At 62.2% G+C, this 16,780-nt stretch carries 18 protein-coding genes; 8 read left to right on the top strand and 10 right to left on the bottom strand.

From position 1 onward, the window contains the following. Positions 1 to 372: 372 nt before the first annotated feature. Positions 373 to 624, top strand: coding sequence for an outer membrane lipoprotei OprI (oprI, locus tag BLU85_RS03625; RefSeq protein WP_003183784.1), 252 nt, complete (start codon positions 373 to 375; stop codon positions 622 to 624). 123 nt (positions 625 to 747) lie between these two features. Here the strand turns inward: oprI and BLU85_RS03630 are convergent, their stop codons facing one another. The 3 genes from BLU85_RS03630 to BLU85_RS03640 form a co-directional block, all read right to left on the bottom strand. Beyond that, positions 748 to 1,719: a L,D-transpeptidase family protein gene (locus BLU85_RS03630; RefSeq protein WP_092197634.1), complete on the bottom strand. Its 972-nt coding sequence runs from the start codon at positions 1,717 to 1,719 to the stop codon at positions 748 to 750. A gap of 240 nt (positions 1,720 to 1,959) precedes the next feature. Next, complete coding sequence (locus BLU85_RS03635) at positions 1,960 to 2,253, bottom strand: hypothetical protein (RefSeq protein ID WP_003199347.1); 294 nt, start codon at positions 2,251 to 2,253, stop codon at positions 1,960 to 1,962. Between the two features lie 56 nt (positions 2,254 to 2,309). Further along, a complete protein-coding gene (locus BLU85_RS03640) occupies positions 2,310 to 2,915 on the bottom strand; it encodes an arylesterase (RefSeq protein WP_092197638.1) in 606 nt (201 codons plus the stop codon). A 10-nt stretch (positions 2,916 to 2,925) separates the two neighbouring features. Here BLU85_RS03640 and BLU85_RS03645 point away from each other — a divergent pair, with 10 nt between their 5' ends. From BLU85_RS03645 to greB, 3 genes are read left to right on the top strand one after another with little or no spacing between them, the layout of a single operon-like run. Then, positions 2,926 to 3,609: an ABC transporter ATP-binding protein gene (locus BLU85_RS03645; RefSeq protein ID WP_060738553.1), complete on the top strand. Its 684-nt coding sequence runs from the start codon at positions 2,926 to 2,928 to the stop codon at positions 3,607 to 3,609. Beyond that, complete coding sequence (locus tag BLU85_RS03650) at positions 3,609 to 6,113, top strand: ABC transporter permease (RefSeq protein WP_092197639.1); 2,505 nt, start codon at positions 3,609 to 3,611, stop codon at positions 6,111 to 6,113. The genes BLU85_RS03645 and BLU85_RS03650 overlap by 1 nt, the downstream gene beginning before the upstream one ends. 34 nt (positions 6,114 to 6,147) lie before the next feature. After that, complete coding sequence (greB, locus tag BLU85_RS03655) at positions 6,148 to 6,645, top strand: transcription elongation factor GreB (protein ID WP_003199337.1); 498 nt, start codon at positions 6,148 to 6,150, stop codon at positions 6,643 to 6,645. An 8-nt stretch (positions 6,646 to 6,653) separates the two neighbouring features. On the opposite strand, the gene BLU85_RS03660 is transcribed toward greB, so the two are convergent. The 3 genes from BLU85_RS03660 to BLU85_RS03670 form a co-directional block, all read right to left on the bottom strand. Beyond that, the gene (locus tag BLU85_RS03660) at positions 6,654 to 6,962 is read right to left on the bottom strand and encodes a hypothetical protein (protein WP_092197641.1); all 309 of its coding nucleotides are present in this window, start codon (positions 6,960 to 6,962) and stop codon (positions 6,654 to 6,656) included. A 250-nt stretch (positions 6,963 to 7,212) separates the two neighbouring features. Then, entirely contained in the window at positions 7,213 to 7,647 is a 435-nt protein-coding gene (locus BLU85_RS03665; protein ID WP_092167599.1) for a DoxX family protein, read from the bottom strand. Positions 7,648 to 7,745: 98 nt separating this feature from the next. Beyond that, on the bottom strand, positions 7,746 to 9,164 hold the full coding sequence (locus BLU85_RS03670) for an MltF family protein (RefSeq protein ID WP_092197643.1): 1,419 nt from the start codon (positions 9,162 to 9,164) through the stop codon (positions 7,746 to 7,748). 235 nt (positions 9,165 to 9,399) lie between these two features. Here BLU85_RS03670 and BLU85_RS03675 point away from each other — a divergent pair, with 235 nt between their 5' ends. The 3 genes from BLU85_RS03675 (at position 9,400) to BLU85_RS03685 (ending at position 12,516) form a co-directional block, all read left to right on the top strand. Then, positions 9,400 to 10,206, top strand: coding sequence for a TatD family hydrolase (locus BLU85_RS03675; protein WP_092197645.1), 807 nt, complete (start codon positions 9,400 to 9,402; stop codon positions 10,204 to 10,206). Between the two features lie 221 nt (positions 10,207 to 10,427). Then, entirely contained in the window at positions 10,428 to 11,909 is a 1,482-nt protein-coding gene (locus BLU85_RS03680) for a methyl-accepting chemotaxis protein (RefSeq protein ID WP_092197647.1), read from the top strand. Positions 11,910 to 12,141: 232 nt separating this feature from the next. Beyond that, positions 12,142 to 12,516 carry a terminase gene (locus BLU85_RS03685; protein WP_072408369.1) on the top strand — a complete coding sequence of 125 codons (375 nt, stop codon included), beginning with the start codon at positions 12,142 to 12,144 and terminating at the stop codon, positions 12,514 to 12,516. 11 nt (positions 12,517 to 12,527) lie between these two features. Here the strand turns inward: BLU85_RS03685 and BLU85_RS03690 are convergent, their stop codons facing one another. From BLU85_RS03690 to BLU85_RS03700, 3 genes are all read right to left on the bottom strand, one after another. Then, positions 12,528 to 13,325: an acyl-CoA thioesterase gene (locus tag BLU85_RS03690; protein WP_092197649.1), complete on the bottom strand. Its 798-nt coding sequence runs from the start codon at positions 13,323 to 13,325 to the stop codon at positions 12,528 to 12,530. 234 nt (positions 13,326 to 13,559) lie between these two features. Further along, complete coding sequence (locus tag BLU85_RS03695; RefSeq protein ID WP_092197651.1) at positions 13,560 to 14,321, bottom strand: CHAD domain-containing protein; 762 nt, start codon at positions 14,319 to 14,321, stop codon at positions 13,560 to 13,562. 105 nt (positions 14,322 to 14,426) lie between these two features. After that, on the bottom strand, positions 14,427 to 14,717 hold the full coding sequence (locus BLU85_RS03700; protein ID WP_060738562.1) for a hypothetical protein: 291 nt from the start codon (positions 14,715 to 14,717) through the stop codon (positions 14,427 to 14,429). Positions 14,718 to 14,924: 207 nt separating this feature from the next. Between BLU85_RS03700 and BLU85_RS03705 the strand changes: the two genes are divergently transcribed. Continuing rightward, entirely contained in the window at positions 14,925 to 15,962 is a 1,038-nt protein-coding gene (locus BLU85_RS03705) for a patatin-like phospholipase family protein (RefSeq protein ID WP_092167582.1), read from the top strand. Positions 15,963 to 16,066: 104 nt separating this feature from the next. Here BLU85_RS03705 and BLU85_RS03710 read toward each other — a convergent pair whose 3' ends face one another. Next, the gene (locus tag BLU85_RS03710; protein WP_060738564.1) at positions 16,067 to 16,765 is read right to left on the bottom strand and encodes a response regulator; all 699 of its coding nucleotides are present in this window, start codon (positions 16,763 to 16,765) and stop codon (positions 16,067 to 16,069) included. Positions 16,766 to 16,780 lie beyond the last annotated feature (15 nt).

Raw genomic sequence — 16,780 nt, forward strand, 5'->3', positions numbered from 1 at the left:
CAGTTGTTGAGTCTTGAGACGAGCGTGCGTAGTTAAAGTCACCGCCAATTACCAATAAAGATGCCTGAGTCGCTGCACAAAAAATGAACAAAAGTTTAGACGAATCAATAAACAACGACGTTAGCGCAGGCTGCAAGAGTTCATCCCTGAACGGAACTTTTCTTCGTTGACGCGCTCCAGACAAGGCCTGAAGCTGCATATTTCTTCAACCGCTCCTGGAAAAGTTGCTCGAAAAAGAATCACCGCCTACAATTTTTTTGCTTCTTGCGCTACGTCAGTTTACTTACTACAAGTAATGGGTAGTATATACGCCGGCTAACTCCTCAGTCTGGGGAGACAGTCACTAATAGAAAGTCCTTGAAGGGGAACACGATGAACAACGTTCTGAAATTCTCTGCTCTGGCCCTGGCCGCAGTTCTGGCTACCGGTTGCAGCAGCGCATCGAAAGAAACCGAAGCACGTCTGACTGCTACCGAAGACGCAGCAGCTCGCTCCCAGGCTCGTGCAGACGAAGCTTACCGTAAAGCTGATGAAGCTCTGGCTGCTGCTCAAAAAGCACAACAGACTGCTGACGAAGCTAACGAGCGTGCTCTGCGCATGCTGGAAAAAGCTAGCCGCAAGTAATAGTCCTTCGGGATTGTTATCGAGCCGACCCATTTTTGGGTCGGCTTTTTTATTGTCTGGTGTTTTAGCAGGCGATAAAAAACCCGCCGACATCGCAAAGCGTCGGCGGGTTGCTTTCGAGTTTTACTGCTGCAAGTCGATCGGCGCGCTCGAGACCATCGGTGCCGAGGTATTGGGAACGGCAATCTCCACCGGCAGGCCATCTTCGGCCGCTACCACGTCCCGCACCACGTCCCAGTTCATGCGCAGGTTACTGGTGATGTCTTCGCGCTTGAGCATCGCATTGATCACCGCGGTGTGCTTGTCCACCACCGAGGGGTTGCCCTTGTCGTCCAGTGGCGTATGCGCTTCCAGGTACACCTTGCCACCGCTCAAGCCCAGCTTGTAGGGGTCGTTGATGATCCGCACCGACGTGCCCACCGGCACCATGCTGGCCATTTCCAGTACGTTGTTGTTGAACATCCGGAAGCAACCGTGGCTGGTCCGCATGCCGATACCGAACTTCTTGTTCGAACCATGGATCAGGTAGCCCGGGGTGCCCAGGGTGAACTTGAAAGGGCCCAGCGGGTTATCCGGGCCGGCGGGCACGACATTCGGCAACGGGTCGCCGTCGGCAGCGTGTTCGGCCTTGATCGACGCGGGCGGAGTCCAGGTCGGGTTCGGTGTCTTGGCGATGATGCTGGTGTGGGCGATCGGCGAGCCCCAGCCCTCACGGCCAATCCCCAGCGGGAAGGTGTACACCACGTTCCGCCCCTTGGGGAAATAGTAGAGACGGTACTCGGCCAGGTTGATCACGATGCCCTCGCGCGGGCCCGGCGGCAGGATGAAGCGAGTGGGCAGCACGATCTCGGTGCCAGCGCCCGGCAACCAGGGATCGACTCCAGGGTTGGCGGCGACCATCTCGCTGTAGCCCAGGTCATAGGTGGTGCCCAGGTCGGCGAAAGTGTCTTCGTATTTGGCCTTGATGACTTGCACCTGGCCAACGATGTCTTCACCCGGCGGTGGCAGAGGCAGCTCGAGTGCGGCAACGGGGCCCGCCATACACAGGGCGGCAAGAGACAAGCAGCGGGCGACGGCAGGCAAGCGCGGCAACATCCGGGAAATCCTTCGCAGATCGAACAAGGGGTATTAAAACGGCGATTGTACACTGCCACCCGTTATTTCGGGGAGAGCGGCAATCAAGCGTCCGATGTGCAACAGGTTAGAGGACTTTGCAAGCCCCCCGTGGGAGCGAGCTTGCTCGCGATAGCGGTGGGTCGGCCGGCACCGATGTTGAATGTGCCGCCGTCATCGCGAGCAAGCTCGCTCCCACAAGGGCAGCCTGGAATCCGAGGATTACAACTCGAACCGCAGTTCCGGCCAGATCGGCGAGGTGCCGCGCTTCTGGGATTCCAGGATCGCCCGGCACAGCGAGCACAGGCGATGATCCTGGAAGATCTTGCGATCGACGCTCGACCAGCGCGGCTGGGCCGGCAGCAGGCTACCGCAGAGGGTCCGGTCGGCCGAGCCACCGAGTTCCAGCTGCCGGGTCACCAGATGCACCCGCACTTCCTGGCAGGCGAACAGATCCAGCTGCTCGTCAGGCTCGATCAGTTGGTAGGCAAACAGGGACCAGGCGGGACGCGGCATCGAGGGCTCCAAATCGGGGGCGCCACATTAGCCGAAAGCCCGCCTGTAGAAAAGCGTCAAAGCAGCGGTTTTAGCGTAGGCCAGACATTTTCCAGCAACTTGCCCTGGGCCGCGACGGACGGGTGCAATCCGTCGCCTTGCATCATTCCGGGAACACCTCCGATGTCCTTGAGGAAAAACGGCACCAGCGGCACTTTTTTCTCCTCGGCCAAGGAGCTGTAGACCCGGGCGAAGGCATCGGTATATCGGCGCCCGTAATTGGGCGGCAGTTGCATGCCCAGCAACAGCACCTTGGCACCGCTTGCGCGGGAACTGTCGATCATCGCTGCAAGGTTTTGTTGCAATTGTGTTGGTGGTTGTCCGCGCAAGCCATCGTTGCCGCCCAGCTCCAGGATCACCAGGTCCGGTTTATGGGCTGCAAGCAGCGCCGGCAGCCGCGCCTGGCCTCCGGCGCTGGTGTCGCCGCTGATGGAAGCATTGACTACTTTATCGTCAAAACCCTCGGCCTTGAGCCGTTGTTCGAGCAACGACACCCACCCTTGCCGGGTATCCAGGCCGAAAGCCGCGCTGATACTATCGCCAACGATCAGGACTGTACCCGCCGCTGCGTTCTGGGCCATGCACATCAAGGCCAGGCCGGCACTCAAAAACCACACACGCATCGGATTCTCCATGGGCTCAAGCATTCTCACCGCGACGGACCTTAGCAAAGTGGTCGCCAGCGCGGAAGGTGAACTGACCATCCTGCACGAACTCAGCCTGGAACTGAACAAAGGCGACAGCCTGGCCATCGTCGGCGCATCCGGTTCCGGCAAATCCACCCTCCTGGGCCTGCTGGCCGGCCTCGACCTGCCCAGCAGCGGCGAGGTCACACTCGCCGGCCAGGCCCTCAGCGCATTGGATGAAGACCAGCGTGCGCGGATACGCGCCGAGCATGTCGGTTTCGTTTTCCAATCGTTCCAGTTGCTCGACAGCCTCAATGCACTGGAAAACGTCATGCTGCCGCTGGAACTGGACGGCCGCAAGGATGCCCGTGAACGCGCCACGCAGCTGTTGCAGCGCGTCGGCCTGGGCCAGCGCCTGACCCATTCACCGCGCCAGCTCTCCGGCGGCGAACAGCAACGTGTGGCGATTGCCCGCGCCTTTGCCGCCGAGCCCGACGTATTGTTTGCCGACGAGCCCACCGGCAACCTCGACAGCCACACCGGCGAGCGCATCAGCGACCTGCTGTTCGAACTGAACAAGGAACGCGGCACGACCCTGGTACTGGTCACCCACGATGAACGCCTGGCACATCGCTGCCGGCGCCTGATCCGACTTGAAGCTGGCGAGATGGTCGCCCCTCTGGAGCCTTGATGGCACGCTTGCCGCTGTTGCGCCTGTTCAGTCTCGCTGTCCGTCAATTGCTTCGCGATGCCCGCGCCGGTGAGTTGCGGGTGTTGTTCTTCGCCCTGCTGGTGGCGGTGGCGGCGAGTACCGCCATCGGCTACTTCGGTGCCCGCCTCAACGGCGCGATGATGATGCGCGCTACCGAATTCCTCGGCGCCGACCTGCTGCTCGAAGGCAGCTCGCCGGCCCGCCCCGAGCAGATCCGCAGCGGCACCGAACTGGGTTTGGAGCACGCCCGGGTGGTGGAGTTCTCCAGTGTCGTGGCCACCGACAATGGCATCCAGCTGTCCAGCGTCAAGGCGGCCGATGACCGCTACCCATTGCGCGGCGAGCTGAAAAGCAGCCCCGCCCCGTTCGCGCCGGAAGAAACCGGCGGACGTCCGAACCCTGGCGAGGCGTGGGTCGAGGCACGGCTGCTGACGGCACTGGACCTGAAGATCGGCGACAGCATCGACGTTGGCAACCAAACCCTGCGGTTGGCCCGAGTGCTGACCTATGAACCGGATCGCGCCGGCAATTTCTACAGCCTCACCCCGCGCGTGCTGATCAACCTCAAGGACCTGGAGGCCACCGGCGTGGTGCAACCGGGCAGCCGTGTCAGCTATCGCGACCTGTGGCGCGGTCCGGCACCGGCCTTGCAAACCTACCGAGACCTGGTCAAGCCTGGCCTTGAAGCCAACCAGCGCCTGCAGGATGCCCGCGACGGCAACCGTCAGATCGGCGGCGCCCTGGGCAAGGCCGAGCGCTACCTGAACATGGCCAGCCTGGTGGCGGTGTTGCTGTCCGGCGTCGCCGTCGCGCTCTCGGCCAACCGCTTTGCCACCCGACGCTTCGATGCCAGCGCGCTGCTGCGCTGCCTGGGCCTTTCACGCCGGGAAACCATGGCGCTGTTCAGCCTGCAATTGACGGTGCTGGGCCTGCTCGCCAGCATCAGCGGCGCCCTGCTCGGCTGGGTCGCCCAACTGGGCCTGTTCGCCCTGCTGCATGACCTGCTGCCCACCACCGTTCCGCCGGGCGGCCTGCTGCCGGCGATCGCCGGGATCGGCACCGGGCTGGTGGCCCTGGCGGGGTTCGCCCTGCCGCCACTGGCTGCGCTGGGGCGAGTACCTCCGTTGCGCGTGCTGCGCCGGGACATGCTGCCGATCCCCTCCAGCTCCTGGGTGATCTACGGTGCCGCACTGGGTGCCCTGGGCCTGATCATGTGGCGCCTGAGCCTGGACCTGGTCCTGACCTTCGCCCTGCTGGGCGGTGGCGTCGTTGCCGCGCTGGTGCTCGGCGGCTTGTTGTTGCTGCTGCTCCAGAGCCTGCGTCGCCTGCTGGCCCGCGCCGCCCTGCCCTGGCGACTGGGCCTCGGCCAATTGCTGCGTCATCCCTTGGCAGCCGCCGGCCAGGCCTTGGCGTTCGGCCTGATCCTGTTGTCCATGGCGTTGATCGCGCTACTGCGCGGCGAACTGCTGGACACCTGGCAAAACCAGTTGCCCAAAAACGCGCCGAATTACTTCGCCCTGAACATCCTGCCCAACGACAAGCAGGCCTTCACCGACAAACTGCTGGAATTGTCCGCACAATCGGCCCCGCTCTATCCCGTAGTCCCCGGGCGCCTGATCAGCATCAACGGCGAACCGGCCACGGAGTTCGTCACCAAGGACTCGGCGGGTGACCGGGCGCTGCAGCGCGACCTGAGCCTGACCTGGGCCGCGGACCTGCCGGCGGGCAACGTCGTCACCGCAGGGACCTGGTGGTCGCAGCAACCTGCGGACGATGTCCCGGGGGTTTCGGTGGAAGGCAAAGTGGCCGAGAACCTCAAGATCAAGTTGGGCGACCGCCTGGTCTTCAGCGTGGGCGGGGTCAACCGTGAAGCCAAGGTCACCAGCCTGCGGGAAATCAACTGGGACAATTTCCAACCCAACTTCTTCATGATCTTCCAGCCCGGTACATTGAAAGACCTGCCGGCGACCTACCTCACCAGTTTCTACCTGGCACCGGGCCACGACCCACAGATCGTCGACCTTTCCCGGGCCTTTCCGGCGGTGACGATCCTGCAGGTCGAGGCCCTGCTCGAACAACTGCGCAGCATCCTGGCCCAAGTGACCCTGGCCGTGGAGTACGTGTTGCTGTTCGTGCTGGCGGCGGGAATGGCGGTGTTGTTCTCCGGCCTGCAGGCGACCCTCGACGAACGGATTCGCCAAGGCGCGCTGTTGCGCGCACTGGGCGCCGAACGGCCCCTGCTGGTCAAGGCCCGGCGCATCGAGTTCGGCCTGCTGGGCGCCGTCAGCGGCCTGCTGGCGGCCCTGGGTTCGGAACTGGTGAGCCTGGTGCTTTACCGGTACGCCTTCGACCTGCCCTGGCATCCGCATCCCTGGCTGTTGGTATTGCCGTTGCTGGGGGCTTTGCTGATCGGCGCGGCCGGGGTGTTCGGCACCCGTCGGGCGCTCAACGCCAGCCCGCTGACAGTATTGCGCGAGGGTTGATAGACTCCCGGCTTCGCTATCACAAGAAGTTGCCATGAGCCGTTATCGCCCACCCCGCACCGCCGGCACCGCGCTGATCACCCCCGAGGGTGAGGCGCGGATGCGCGCTGAATTCCATGAGCTGTGGCATGTGCGCCGTCCCCAGGTGACCCAGGCTGTCAGCGAGGCGGCGGCCCAGGGTGATCGTTCGGAAAATGCCGAATACACCTACGGCAAGAAAATGCTGCGGGAAATCGACAGTCGCGTGCGCTTCCTCACCAAGCGCCTCGAAGCGCTCAAAGTGGTCAGCGAAAAACCCAGCGATCCGAACAAGGTATATTTTGGCGCCTGGGTCACGGTTGAAGATGAGGATGGCAAGGAATCACGCTACCGCATCGTCGGCCCGGACGAGCTGGACCTGAAACAGAACCTGATCAGCATCGACTCGCCGTTGGCACGGGCGCTGATCGGCAAGGCCCTGGACGCCGAGGTCAGCGTCCAGACGCCCACAGGCGAGAAACGGGTCTACATCGTGGACATCGCTTATCCGTGACCCTCACCTCAACGGCGCGTGATCAAGCCCTGCCGTGCGACACGGGTCAGTTGCCGGATCATTTCAGGAGCGTGCGCTGCGCTGGGGGACTGGATGACAGCCAGGTCGAAGCTGTCATTGGCAAAACGCGCCAGTGACTCACCGTCTTCGACAAACTGGATCAGGAAAGCGGCAGGCCCGTGGTTGCGACGCGGCCAGCCGTCGAGGTAACGCAGGAGTGTTGGCTGGTGAGTGCCACCCAGGAGAATTTTCGGGTTGCGTTGCACAAGGTTCGCCGTGATCGGCGCAAGACGTACAAGGGGACTGGGTGCGTTCATCGTGTCGTGTCTCTGCCTCGAAAGTCTGCATGGCAGGTGAGAGGCAACACCGAACCAGCGCTTTAGCGGTATTTCGAAGCCGTGTCTTTCCGGCTTCTATCGGCAACGGGAGGAGTCACCTGGCGCCCCGCAAGTAGCTGTTTAAATCGGCGCATGGGCGGCATCCTAGAGAAGCTGACCGGCCAGTGTCAAGAATCACTCCCCATAAAAAAGGCCCGTACAAGACGGGCCTCGGGTTCCAACGGTGCACTCAACCCGCGATGGCGCGATCGACCGACAGCTTGCCCGCACCTTCGATCAGCACGGCGATACTGCCTGCCAGCAACGCCAGGGCGAACTCATAACCGTTGTTGGCCATGAACAAGCCGTTACCGATGTGCACGGAGAAAATCGCCACCAGCGACAGGAAGGCCAGGCCCAGTGCCGCAGGACGCGCCAGCAGGCCGACGATCAGCGCCAGCCCGGCGAAAAACTCCGTACCGCCCGCCAGTGTCGCCATCACATAGCCCGGGGTCAGGCCGATGCTTTCCATCCACTGCGCCGTACCTGCCAGGCCGTAGCCACCGAACAGGCCAAAGAGTTTCTGCGAGCCATGGGCGGCAAATATGACACCGACGGCGATGCGCAGGACAGTCAAGCCATAGCCGGCGCGGGTGAACAGAACTTTGTTGATGAGAGTGCTCATGAAGTCATTCCTTGGGAGTAGTAGAGTGGCCGCTATATTAATCAATAAAATTCATGCTAAAAGCGGAAAAAATCCGTAATACCAATCAGTTTATTCGATCACTTACGCAATGCAACCTTTTGCTCCTTCGGTTCCAAGGACTCCCGTTCACGATCAAACGCCAGGTAGTACTTATTCACACTATTAACATAGCTGACGGCGCCCATTCCTACCTGCTCCATGGCAATGCGTTCGACCTGGAAAAACCATTGGTTAGGGTTCAGCCCCCGCCGCCGGGCCTCGGCTCGCATGCCTTGGACGCGCTCCGGGCCCATGTTGTAGGCCGCCAGGACGAAAGCCATGCGTTCACGCTCGTTGAGCTTGGGGCTGGCAAAGAACTTGCGGCGGATAAGGGCCAGGTACTTGGCGCCGGCCTGCACGTTGGCATCCAGGTTCTGGATGTTATCGACCCCGACCCGCTGGGCTGCCGCCGGGGTGATCTGCATCAGGCCGGTGGGGCCTGCACCACTGCGGGCGTTGGGTTGCAGAGCGGATTCCTTGAAAGCCAGGGCCGCGAGGTTAAGCCAGTCCATGCCCTGGGCATCGGCATGTTTTTGCAGCACCGGACGCAGGTTTTCCAAGCGTTGGCGGTTGGCCCGGGCCAGCGGATAGTGGACCTGGTACAAACGCCGGTAGATGCGCAGGAATGCCGCGTCCTGGTTGGAGGGCACCTTGTAGGTCACCAGGAATCGGTCGATGCTCGCCCGCAGCATGGCGGCGTCACGGCGAACGAACCAATACTCGTCACTCGGCTCGCCGATCAGCACCTGGCGGTCGAAGCGCAGCTTAGGCAGGATCTTGCTCCAGCGCTCGGCAATGGGTTGCTCGACGATGGTCAGATGGAAAATCCCGCCCTGGACCATCTCCAGGACATCTTCCACAGCCAGGGTAGGATCGACCCATTCGATCTTCACCGGCGGCAGCTTGAGCAGCGCCAGTTTCTGATTGATCTGGCTCACGGCATCCCCCGCCGCACTGCCGTTGGGCAGGGCCAGGGTCTTGCCGGAAAGCTGTTCCACGCGCGTGTAACGCTTCTCTCCCTTGATGCCCACCAACAGCAAAGGCACGTCGGTACGGATCGGGTTGCTGGCGCTGACGGCATGGCCGGCCTGAGGCTCAAGCAGCTCACCCGGCGCGACGAGATCGCCCTCCCCGCGCTGCAAGGCACCGAGCAGTTGGTCCTTGGCCTTGGGAATGATCTTGAGGGTAATTTCCTGGCCGTCCCGGGCGTGGCCGTTGAGGTATTGCTCGAAGGCGCGCAGCCGATGGTATTCGACGCCAATGGGCTGCCCCTGGACTTCACCGGAACTGTTGCGGCTCTGGTTGACCAAAACCTTCAACACACGACTGCTGCGGATCTGCGCCAGGTCGCGCACCGTACCCGGTGCCGCCTGCACCGGCCCGGGCAGCCGTGCTTCGGCCGGTATCGGCAACAGCAGCGAACAACACAACAGTAACAATACCTGGGGACGTGTCATCCACTCTCCGGAAGGAATACTGCGGACCGCCTCCGTGAAAAACGAGGCTGAGTCGACAGAAACAGAGCGCCATGGACGCTGAAAAAGTGCGGAAGACTGGCACAGTGATGGCTTTTATACCAACCCTATGTGTCTCGCGGCCTTAACAGACAGCCTCAACTCGTTGTAGTTCTTGGCTTTTCTTATAAATCTACAGCTCTGATATGCTTTCCGGCCTTTGGGCCGAGGTAGCACCATGCAACTCATCGATATCGGCGTCAACCTGACCAACCCCAGTTTCACCGACAAACACCAGGCGGTGCTCGAGCGCGCCTATGCATCCGGGGTCTGCCAACTGGTCTTGACCGGCACCAGTATCGAGGGCAGCGAACAGGCCCTGGAATTGTGCCAACACCTCGACGAGACCGGGGAACGACTGTTTTCCACCGCTGGCATTCACCCCCACAGCGCCAGCGAGTGGACCGCCGACAGCGCCCGGCACCTCGAGGACTTGCTGACGCACAGCCGCGTGCGCGCGGTGGGTGAATGCGGGCTGGATTTCAACCGAGACTTCTCGCCCCGCCCCCAGCAGGAAAAGGTCCTGGAGGAACACCTCGCCCTGGCGGTCCGGTTGCAATTACCGGTCTTCCTGCATGAGCGCGACGCCGACCAGCGCTTGCTGGACATCCTCCGGGAGTTTCGCGATCAATTGCCAGCGGCCGTGGTGCACTGCTTCACCGGGGAAAAAAAGGCGTTGTTCAGCTACCTCGATCTCGACCTGCATATTGGTATCACTGGCTGGATCTGCGACGAACGCCGGGGCACGCACCTGCACCCATTGGTGCGCGAAATACCCCGTGGCCGACTGATGCTCGAAAGCGACGCGCCCTACCTGCTACCCCGCACGCTGCGGCCCAAACCCAAGAACGGGCGCAACGAGCCGGCCTACCTGACGGAAGTCCTGCGCGAAGTGGCTTTGCACCGGGGCGAAACCCAGGAAGACCTGGCAGCCCACAGCAGCGCCTGCGCCCGGGCGTTCTTTGGAATGCCCACGATCTCCTGAACCCTGCAAATCCCTGTGGGAGCGAGCTTGCTCGCGATAGCGGCGTATCAGCCTGCACATTGGCTGACTGGCACACCGCTATCGCGAGCAAGCTCGCTCCCACAAGAGGACTTCGTTGTCTGTCAGCCCTCTGTTGACCCACATCAAAATCCCGGCACCTGAATAGCGGCAGAATAATGGCACCTTGCCAATGCTGTTTCCGCTATCAGAGAAGACCTTCCATGGGTGCCTGGCTTAGCAATATCTCGTTGAAATACAAATTCTGGGCGGTCAATGCGGTCGCCTTCATCACCACCTTGCTGCTGGTGCTCTACGCGGTGCACCTTGAACAGCAGGCGCGCAACCACGCCGCCCTGGCGAACGCCCAGGCACAGGTACAGGTGCTCAAGGCCTGGCCTGCCGGGCAACCCTTGCCCAGAGCTGACGGTCTCTTGGCCTTCCGGCGCGACCAGGTCCCGGTGTTCAACGAACGACCGTTGCCTTCGCTGGCTCAGGCCGATGGCTGGGTCGAACTCGATGCCGGGCCGCTGCTTGGCGACGATCCGTTGCTGGGTGCCCAAGTGATCCGTCGAGATGACGGACAGTCACTCGCGGTGTTGGCCCGAGGTGTAAGCCTGAGCCAAGTGTTCGGGGAACGCTTCAGCCAATACGCCATGGCCGTGTTCGTGTTGATGCTGGCAATGTTGGGCGCGTCGCAGCTGTTGATCCGCTTTTTGCTCAGCCAACTCAACACGCTCAAAGACGTGATGCTGCATGTGGAAAAAACCGGCGACCTGTCCGCCCGCGTGCCTCTGGCCTGCAAGGACGAAGTGGGCCAGATGGCGGCGGCGTTCAACGCCATGCAGGCCGGCTATCAACGGGTGGTCGACACCGTAGCCAGTACTGCCCGACAGCTGGACAGTGGTGCGGCGCGCCTGGCGTCGAGCATGAACGATGTTCGCCACGGCATGCTCGGCCAGCAAAGCGAAACCGATCAGGCAGCCACGGCGATCAACGAAATGTCCGCCACGGTTTATCACATCGCCCAGCACGCCGGCGCCACCCGCGACCTGTCGAAAACCGCCGACACCCTGGCTGGCAACGGTCACGAAGTGGTTGGTCGGGTGCAACTGTCGATCACCGGATTGTCGTCGGGCGTGCAGCAGACTGCCGAAATGATCCAGCGCCTGGCCGAAGACAGTCAGAAGATCAACGGCGTGGTCAATGTGATCCACAGCATCGCCGAGCAAACCAACCTGCTGGCCCTGAACGCGGCCATCGAAGCGGCGCGGGCCGGGGAAATGGGCCGAGGTTTTGCCGTGGTGGCCGACGAGGTGCGCAACCTGGCCAAGCGGGTACAGGCCTCCACGGATGAAATCACCCTCATGGTCGCGGCCCTGCAAGCCGGCACCCGGGACGCGGTGGACTTCATGCAGGAGAGTTCGCTCAAGGCCGACGATTGCGTGCAACAGGCCCGCGAGGCCGGCGACGCGCTGGCACAGATCACCGCAGCGGTGGCCCAAATGCGCGAGAGCAACACCCAGATCGCGGTCGCGGCCGAGCAACAAAGCCACGTCGCCGAGGAAATGAACCGGGCGGTGGTGAGCATTCGCGATGTGACCGAAAACACCGTGCGCCAGACCGTCGATTCAGCCACCACCAGCGATGAATTGGCAACGTTGGCGGGCGAGTTGAGCAAGGCGATCGGGCAGCTCAAACTTTGAGGACGCCTTCGCGAGCAAGCTCGCTCCCACATGGGATCGAGTCGGACACAAAAGTTTGTGAGCCCGACGGCCCCTCATGTGGGAGCGAGCTCGCTCGCGAAGAGGCCAGTACAGTCAACTCAAATGTAACCTTTGAAACGCTATCGCCTCGATAACCAACCTCGATTCGCAGTCGCCCTTGCAGGCACCTATTCTTCAAGCATCAGCGCACACGAATCGAGGGAATAGCATCATGGGCAAACGTCACCCCAATCTTCCAGCCTGGCAATGGCGCGCCTACCCCGACAATCATCGCCACCCCACCAACCTGGTGTTGCACCTGATTGCCGTGCCACTGTTCATCATCGCCTTTCTGCTGATTGTGACGGGCGTGTTCAGCTTGAGCCTGGGGGACATCGCCATCGGCGTCATCGGCCTGCTCGCGGCACTCGGCCTGCAGCGTCACGGACACAGCCTCGAGGCCCAGGCCTCCGAGCCGTTCAGCGATCGCAAGGATGCCGTGTCACGCCTGTTGGTGGAACAGTTCCTGACTTTTCCGCGGTTCTTTCTCAGCGGTGGCTGGTGGCGCGCCTGGCGTGATCGCCACCGTCACCACCGTAAACCTTAGCCGAAGCGGCCTTAACCAAAGATCGTTACCGTCTGCCGGCTCAGGGCGATCAAGCGGCCATCGGCGCTCCAGAACTTCGCGGCAACATGGCCGTAGCCGTCCTGGGCATGTTCGATCTCGGCCAGGTACTTGCACCAGTCCAGCGTCGTGAGGTCCAGCAGCGGCTGGACGAACTCGATGGTCCACGTGAGCGTGCTGCCCGGGGCCATTTGCGAGAGGTGAGGCAACAACGCCGGGGGCCAGGCGTCCACCAAGGCCAGGATATGGCTTTCGTTCAGCGGCTCCTCCTGCACATCGCCACGCAAGCGCACCCAGCCGCCCATGCTTCGGGATTTATTACCGCTGAATGGCACGCCGCCGACGCTCCAGCGCATCGCCAGGTGCCGCATGAACTCCGGGGTCATGCCCTTGACGTAAGGCAGCTCCTGGGATTGCTCCACGCTCTTGAATTCCGGCGCGGGATCGGCCTGCACCGCCACCACGGACGAGCGCGAGGCACCAAAGCTGCCTTGCACCACGGTCACCACCTGACCGTTCTGCACGGCGCGCCCCAGCACTTGGCTTACCGCCTTGCCTTCTCGCAACACGTCGACTTCGAAACTGACCGGCACGTCGGGCTCGACCGGGCCGACGAAGGTAATCGCCAGGGAACGCACCGGGCGATCCGCCGGCACCTGGGCACGCATCGCCTCATATTGCAGCGCCGCCACCAACCCGCCAAAACTGGCCCGGCCCTGGCCCCACTCTGGCGCGATGGTCACCGCACCTGGCTGCCGGCGCACGGCATCGATCAACTCGGAAAAGCGCATGACGACCTCGAAAACGGGGGAAAAAGATGACGGCATCTTAACCAGCCCAGGCAGGGCGGCACAGGGCTCATTCCGGCCAAAGAGGCTGGCAGAAAAGCCGAGGATCTTGAATCCCCCCAACCCCACTGTGGGAGCGAGCTTGCTCGCGATGGCGGCGGGTCAGTTTGCATACAGGTTGACTGATACACCGCCATCGCGAGCAAGCTCGCTCCCACAAGGGGAAACGGGGTGGATTCAGGACTTTTCGAAGCAACTGGCAATCAGCTTGTCGAGCACCTTGTCGGACTTGGCCTCGGCCTTTTCCATCGTGGCGTGCCAGGTGGGCACGCAAGCTTGCAGATCGGTTTCTTCCTTGGCCCTGGCCAGCCATTGCCAGCAATCGTGCCAGTCACCCAGCGCACCCTGGGCGGACTTGAGCCGTGGCATGGCGGCTTCGGGCAGGCGGTCGAGCTCAGGGTAAGCTTCGATGGCGTAGCGCACGCGCTTGATCAGCAGGCGCAACCGGTGGCGATCATGGGCGGGATCACGCAGGGCTTCGCCGAGTTTCTTCCACTGTTTGTCCAGGCGCTTTTCGATGCGTTTGCGCAAGCCCTTCAGCAGCCCCTCGCGCTGGGCGGCGCGAACGAAGCGCGGAAAGGCATCGAGCATCATCAGCAACTGGGCCAGCTCAACACTCGCGGCCACGGCGGGATAGGCATCGGCCATTTGTATCTGGCGTCGCCGCGCCGCCTCGGCCAGGCCATGTTGTTCAAGGTAGGCCGCCAACACCTCCCGGTCGCGCAGGGGCGTGGTCAGGGTGCCCACCGCCGAAGCCGCCGTTTCCAGTTGTTCGACACCGGGCAACCCACGCAGCGGACGAAGCAGGCTGCGCAAACGGCGCACCGTGGTCCGCAGGTCATGCAGCGCTTCGCTGTCGGTGTGGGCATTCAAGCGGGCCTGACAGGCCAACAGGCGGACTTCCAGGCCCAATATGCGGGCCACCAGCCGATCGATCATGGACGTACTCCGTACACAGCGTTGAGCGTCAAGCCGCAAGCTACCCGTGAAAAAAGATTCTGCCCCCTTCCCTTGTAGCTTGCAGCCGATTGCTTGTCGCTGCCTTTATCGTCCCGCGCGGGATTCGCGGATGTAGAAACGCGCCTTCTCGGCTTTCTTGGAGCAGCCTTCGAACGCTTCGAATTGCTGCTGGGTCTTGGCGCCCGTCAGCAGGGACAAGGCCTTGGAGTAGCTGACGGTGCCGGCAAAGCCTTCGGCCTTGGCCAGGTCCAGTTCACGCCAGGCGCTGTCGAGCTGGCTGCCGCAACTGTCGCGGTAAGCGGTTTTACCTGCGCAACCGGCCAGGGCCAAAATCATCAAAGATGCCACCAAAGGCAGGCGGATCCGGGCTTTCATCAATAACACCTCAGGTCAGGTCAACAGTCGTGCTGTTAAGACGGTGGCAACGGCGAAAAGTGCCTTGCTTGACCGCGTAAATTCAAGTGTGGCCGAGCATACGCAAATGCCGTCGCAGCGTGTCAAAAAACGACGTCCGCGCCACAACGATTGAGCCGAGCCGTCGATGAGTGCATTGTTGAAGTCTGTTCGACAAGAGGCCGGGTCATGACAAAACGTGTCGCATTGGTATTGGGCTCGGGTGGCGCCCGGGGCTATGCCCATATCGGGGTGATCGAAGAAATCGAACGACGTGGCTACGACATTGCCTGCATCGCTGGCTGTTCCATGGGAGCTGTCGTGGGTGGGATCTATGCGGCGGGCAAGCTCGATGAGTATCGCAACTGGATCGAAAGCCTGGATTACCTGGATGTCCTGCGCCTGGTGGACGTCAGTTTTCGCCTGGGGGCGATTCGTGGCGAGAAGGTCTTTGGGCAGATCCGCAAGATCGTCGGCGAGCTCAACATCGAAGAGCTGCGCATCCCCTACACCGCCGTCGCGACCGACCTGACCAACCAGCAGGAAATCTGGTTCCAGGAAGGCTGCCTGCACCAGGCGATGCGCGCCTCAGCGGCGATTCCCAGCCTGTTCACACCCGTGATGCAAGGCAATCGCATGCTGGTGGATGGCGGCCTGCTCAATCCGTTGCCGATCGTGCCGGTGGTGTCGAGCCACTGCGACTTGATCATCGCGGTCAACCTCAACGCCACCAACCAGAAACAGTACCGATTACCGGTGATCCCGCGCCCCGCCGCGTTCAGGCGCCGCTTCGACACCCTGGTCAGTTCCCTGGGCTCGCGCCTGCCGTTTCGCCGCAAGCAGGCCGAGCAGCTGTTGCTGCTGGAGCAAGAAGCCTTGAAGGCCGAGGCCGCCGAGATCAACCCGTGGATCGACTCGGCCGAGCCCGAGGGCCAACAACCGGCTGCCGCGCCAGAGAACGAAGGCGCACCGAAATCCGCCACCGGTTCATTCATCATCGATAACGTCGGCCCGGCTTCGTTGCTGGACTTGATCAACCAGAGTTTCGAAGTGATGCAGACCTCGCTGGCCCAGTACAAGATCGCCGGTTACCCGCCGGATGTGCTGATCAACGTGCCGAAACGGGTGTGCCGTTTTTTCGAGTTCTACAAGGCGCCGGAGTTGATCGCCCTGGGGCGGGAGATTGCCAGCGATACCCTGGATCGCTATGAGCGTGAACAGAACTAGGCATTTGCGCTGGCTGTGGGGGCCTCATCGCGAGCAAGCTCGCTCCCACTGAACCCTGTGGGAGCGAGCTTGCTCGCGATGACGGCAGCCCGGACAACACAGAACTAAAGCCCACCCTCCCCCAACAACCGATACCCCACCCCCGCCTCGGTCACGATGAACCGCGGCCGGGTCGGGTCGTCGGCCAGCTTCTGGCGCAGGTGACCGACCACGATCCGCAGGTAGTGACTGTCTTCGGTGTGGGTCGGGCCCCAGATGTCCTTGAGCAATTGCTGCTGGGTGATGACCCGCCCCGGGTGCCGCGCCAGTTGCGCCAGGACTGCGTATTCCTTACGGGTCAGGGCCACTTCGGTGCCGTCCAGCAGCACCCGTCGATAGGCCAGGTCCACCGTCAGCGGGCCGAATTTCAGCGCGGCTTCCTGTGGCTCGCCGGCCGGGGCCTGGCGCAACAACGCGCGGATACGGGCGAGGAATTCCTGGATGCCGAACGGCTTGGTGACGTAATCGTTGGCGCCGTTGTCCAACGCCTCGACTTTCTGCGCTTCGCTGGCCCGCACCGAGAGCACGAGCACCGGCACCGTCGACCATTGGCGAAACTCGCGCAACACCTGTTGGCCGTCCATGTCCGGCAGGCCCAGGTCGAGCACCAGCAGATCGGGCTTGTTCAGCGCCGCTTGGGCCAGCCCTTCGGCGCCGGTGCCGGCTTCCAGCACCTTGTAGCCCTGGGAGCTCAAGCTGATGCGCAAGAATTTGCGGATCTGCGGTTCGTCATCGATGACCAAAAGGGTCGCGGTCTGGCTCATGGGGTTCGTTCGTTG

Origin of the sequence: Pseudomonas sp. NFACC14 (assembly GCF_900106885.1) — a bacterium.
In the GTDB taxonomy this organism is placed as follows: domain Bacteria; phylum Pseudomonadota; class Gammaproteobacteria; order Pseudomonadales; family Pseudomonadaceae; genus Aquipseudomonas; species Aquipseudomonas fluorescens_AA.